The organism is Flavobacterium sp. (genome assembly GCF_044368625.1).
Taxonomy (GTDB): Bacteria; Bacteroidota; Bacteroidia; order Flavobacteriales; family Flavobacteriaceae; genus Flavobacterium.
The window spans coordinates 1-4,539 of record NZ_JBIPPD010000240.1 but is presented as its reverse complement, the minus strand read 5'-3'; the positions used below and the strand labels follow the sequence as shown (position 1 = coordinate 4,539).

The 4,539-nt window shown below is 37.5% G+C and carries 4 protein-coding genes and 1 pseudogene; 3 read left to right on the top strand and 2 right to left on the bottom strand.

What is annotated here, in order from left to right; all coding sequences use genetic code 11:
- Together ACIQ2X_RS14035 and ACIQ2X_RS14030 are read right to left on the bottom strand one after the other, a co-directional pair.
- Positions 1-294: RsmD family RNA methyltransferase (locus tag ACIQ2X_RS14035; protein ID WP_396179566.1), on the bottom strand; the 294-nt coding region annotated here is incomplete at its 3' end.
- The gene (locus ACIQ2X_RS14030) at positions 291-1,103 is read right to left on the bottom strand and encodes a DUF3822 family protein (protein WP_396179565.1); all 813 of its coding nucleotides are present in this window, start codon (positions 1,101-1,103) and stop codon (positions 291-293) included. The genes ACIQ2X_RS14030 and ACIQ2X_RS14035, both read right to left, overlap by 4 nt.
- Positions 1,104-1,312: 209 nt before the next feature.
- On the opposite strand from ACIQ2X_RS14030, the gene ACIQ2X_RS14025 reads away from it, so the two are divergent.
- The 3 genes and pseudogenes from ACIQ2X_RS14025 to ACIQ2X_RS14015 form a co-directional block, all read left to right on the top strand.
- Positions 1,313-2,740: an ATP-dependent RecD-like DNA helicase gene (locus tag ACIQ2X_RS14025; protein WP_396179564.1), complete on the top strand. Its 1,428-nt coding sequence runs from the start codon at positions 1,313-1,315 to the stop codon at positions 2,738-2,740.
- 196 nt (positions 2,741-2,936) lie between these two features.
- Positions 2,937-3,674 carry a 3-deoxy-manno-octulosonate cytidylyltransferase gene (gene kdsB, locus ACIQ2X_RS14020; protein ID WP_396179563.1) on the top strand — a complete coding sequence of 246 codons (738 nt, stop codon included), beginning with the start codon at positions 2,937-2,939 and terminating at the stop codon, positions 3,672-3,674.
- Positions 3,675-3,735: 61 nt separating this feature from the next.
- Positions 3,736-4,539: pseudogene (locus ACIQ2X_RS14015) on the top strand (peptidase S8); the annotation flags it as partial.

Genomic DNA, 4,539 nt, shown 5'->3' with positions numbered 1-4,539 from the left:
ACTTTTGATTGCCGTAATGGTAAAATCAAATTCCTGTGCGGTTTGCTTGATGAATTTGATACATCCAAAATCGCCATCTACAGCAATCACGTTGTCGCAGCCGCGTGAAGCAAACTCATAACTGATGTTTCCAGTTCCAGCAAAAAGGTCCAAAACTTTGAGTCCGCTGAAGTTAAAATGGTTGTTCAATACATTAAACAAGGCTTCTTTACTCATATCCGTCGTGGGACGAACAGGTAAATTTTTGGGTGGCGAAATGCGTCTTCCTTTGTATTTTCCGGATATGATTCTCACGATTGAAAAAGTATAAAATGCTTTAAATTGTCGGCTTTTGTAAAATTATTACGGGTTTGTATTCCTGAAGCGTCGAGTAATTGTACGTTTCGTATGTATTTATAGGCAATTTCAAAAAATGCATCTTCTTCAGAAACAGCACCTAAAAGATACAAATTAAAATGCTCTGGATTGAGTTGCAATTGTTCTGCGGTAAATAATAAATAGTAAATGAAATCCTCTTTTGTGGTATAATCAAATGAATTGTACAACAACAATTGCTGGTTTTTCAACACGACAATTTCAAATTTTTCACCACTAAAATGCACAAATACTTGCGTTTCTTCTTGGTTTTTAGTCAAATTCAACAAGCGTTCCAATAAAACGCTGCTGAAATGCTTGTAGTCAAAACTCTCAAATTGGTCCAACAAATAGTTGTTCAAATTCACGTAAGGCACATAAACATTGTTGATGTCTTGATTTTGAATTGCATCAAACGTATAGAAATCGGTCTCAAAAACTTTGGTGTTGTACTGCAAATAACTCGCTAAATAGTCCTCGTCAAACAACGGTTTAGGCACAAAAGTATTCAGGTTATTGTCGTGAATGACCACCACTTCGTCGTACATTTTGGTCAATTCCTTGTGATCGAGAAAGGCTTTCCAATACAAATCTTCCACCTTGTTGTTTCGTTGAAAAACGTTAAACGGAATGTCTTGAAACATCAAGATTTCGTCGTTCAAAGTGTCCACCACGCAAAAACTAAAGCCATTCAAGGAAACTTGAAGCACGAGTTTGCGGTAGTTTTTTTCGGTTATATTCAGATTCACGAGAAGGAAGCGTTTTAAAGTTCGACAAACTTACAATTTTTTTAAAAGAGTTTAATAAATATCAATTGCAATATCAACGGCAATGTCAATATCAATTTCAATGTAAAAGTAAATCTGTGTAAATTTGTGCAATCTGTGTAAAACCTTTTCATAATTTAAAATCTAAACAAAAAAACTTTACGTACTTTGCCTTTTTTGAATTCCAATGTATGACTTCTAGCCAATTTTATTCTACGCTTACGCGAAAATTCCCCTTCGCAACCACCGTCAAGCAAGATTTGTTTTTTCAGCAAATTGCCGTCTTTTTAACCAATGATAAAAAAGACGAAATATTTGTATTGAAAGGCTATGCCGGAACGGGAAAAACAACGGTTATTTCTACGATTGTCAATAATTTGGTAGAACTGAAAAAGAAATATGTACTTCTCGCACCCACAGGTCGTGCCGCAAAAGTGATTGCCAATTATTCCGATAAACCCGCTTTTACCATTCACAAAAAAATTTATTTTCCCAAGAAAAACAAGGGGGGAGGTGTGACGTTTACCATAATGCCCAACAAACACAAAAACACGATTTTCATTGTCGATGAAGCCTCAATGATTTCCGATTCGGATTCGGAAAATAAAATGTATGCCAATGGTTCGCTGTTGGACGATTTGATTTTTTACGTCTATTCAGGAACCGATTGCAAACTCTTGCTTTTGGGCGATACCGCACAGTTGCCACCGATAAACCGTGACGAATCTCCCGCTTTGAACACCGATATTTTACGGATGAATTACGACATGGAAGTCGAGTCCATTGAGTTGGACGAAGTAATGCGACAGGAAGAAAATTCAGGAATTTTATACAATGCCACGGCACTTCGGGAATTGCTGGAAGAACAGTTTTTTGAGGAATTCAAATTCAGCCTTCGTGGGTTCAAAGATATAACACGTTTGCAAGACGGTTATGATATTCAAGACGCCATTCAGTCCGCTTATAGCAATTACAGCATCGAGGATACGGCTTTTATTGTACGTTCCAACAAACGAGCGAATGCCTACAACCAACAAATCCGAATGAAAATTTTGGACAAGGAAAGCGAACTTTCCACAGGGGATTTTTTGATGGTGGTCAAAAACAATTATTTCTGGCTCAAGGACAGCGATGAAGCAGGTTTCATTGCCAATGGAGATATCATCGAAGTCCTAGAAATTTTCGGCTTTATGGAATTGTATACGTTTAAATTTGCCAAAGTAAAAGTGAGAATGGTTGATTATCCCAACCAAATTCCGTTTGAAACCATTTTTTTACTAGATACCACCACAAGCGAAACGCCTTCTTTGAGTTACGAAGAATCCAACCGATTGTACCAAGAAGTGTTAGCCGATTATGAAAGTGAAGGAGCCCAATATAAGAAACTCGCAAAGGTCAAGGAAAACGAATTTTTCAATGCGTTGCAAGTTAAATTTTCCTACGCCATTACCTGTCATAAATCACAAGGCGGTCAATGGAATACGGTATTCATTGAGCAACCCTATTTACCGGACGGCATTACGCAAGATTATGTGCGATGGCTGTATACGGCAATGACACGTGCGAAAGATAAGTTGTATTTAATTGGGTTTAAAGATGAGTTTTTTGAGGAGAATTAGAAGGTTTTACCGCAAATTCGCAAATCAAAAATAAGCCTATTTTTCTTTAAAAAGAGAGTTTTTGGTAATTACTTTTTGGCTCTTCTACAACAGCCAAAATACAAATTCGAAAATTTGCGGTTAAATTTAAACCCTTTTAATTTCTATTTAAAACAAATTTTCCGAATTTGCACCTTAATAAATTTTACAAATAAAAATGAAAATCACAGCCGTTATTCCTGCACGATACGCTTCCACACGCTTCCCTGCCAAATTGATGCAAGATTTGTGTGGCAAAACCGTCATTTCCAGAACTTATGAAGCAGCGGTAGCCTCTCAATTGTTTGACGATGTTTTTGTAGTAACCGATTCAGAACTGATTTTTAACGAAATTGTTTCTCAAGGCGGAAAAGCAATTAGAAGTATTCGCGATCACGAATCGGGTTCGGATAGAATTGCCGAAGCAGTCGAACACATGGACGTAGATGTGGTGGTAAACGTGCAAGGAGACGAACCTTTTATCGACACCGATTCTTTACAACAACTCATTGCCGTATTTAAAAACGATAGCGAACATAAAGTAGATTTGGCTTCGCTGATGCGCGAAATTCAAGACGAAGAAGCTATCAGTAACCCCAATAACGTAAAAGTAGTGGTCAATCAAAGTCAGTTTGCGTTGTATTTTTCGCGTTCGGTGATTCCTTTTCCAAGAGAAAAAAATGTGGGTGTACGCTATTTTCAACACATTGGTATTTATGCTTTTCGCAAAAACGCTTTGATGGATTTTTACAATCTGCCGATGAAATCCCTCGAAGCTTCCGAAAAATTGGAGCAATTGCGGTATTTGGAATTTGGCAAACGCATCAAAATGGTCGAAACCAATCACATCGGAATTGGAATCGACACCGAAGCCGACTTAATTCGGGCACGAGAATTGTGGAAATTAAATCATTAATTGATATCTTTGAAAACCTTTAGCTTTTCAATTTCGTTTGTAAAATAAAGCATACTTACTTATGAAAAAAATTCTATTTCTCTTGCTATTTATGGCTTCTTTTGTTGGCTTTGCCCAACAAGATGCTTGGGTATATTTTACAGATAAACCAGATGCGGCAACGTATTTGGCCAATCCACTAACAATGCTTACGCAAAAATCACTCGACCGAAGGATAGCCCAAAACATTGCTTTGGATGTGAAAGACGTACCTGTTTTTCCGTCGTATATTACTCAAGTTACCAATGCCACAGGCATTACAGTTATTGCAAAGTCCAAATGGCTCAACGCATTACATATTCGCGGAAGTATCGAAAATATTCAGCAACTCGATACATTGTCTTTTGTTCAAAGTATTGAGTTTGCCGACAAAACTTTGAATACTACAGATGCTCCAAAACTAACTTCGGTTTTTGAAAATCAGTTGGTTGCTAAAAATTTGGAGACTCAAGTTACTTTCGCATATGGTAATTCCAGTAATCAGATTTCGATGCTCGGCGGCGATTTGTTGCACCAACAAAATTTTACCGGTACCGGAAAAACCATTGCTGTTTTAGATTCAGGTTTTTTGGGAGTGAATACAGCAGCACCTTTTCAAAGGTTGTTTACCAATAATCTTATTTTAGGAGGTTATAATTATGTAACTCAATCCACTAATTTTTACACGAGTGGAACCCACGGTACTTTGGTACTTTCGACGATGGGTGGTTATGTTGAAAATGTTTTGGTGGGTACCGCTCCTGATGCTTTTTACTATTTATTTGTTACCGAAGACGGTGCTACCGAAAACCCAGTTGAAGAATCGTATTGGGTTCAAGCCGCCGAG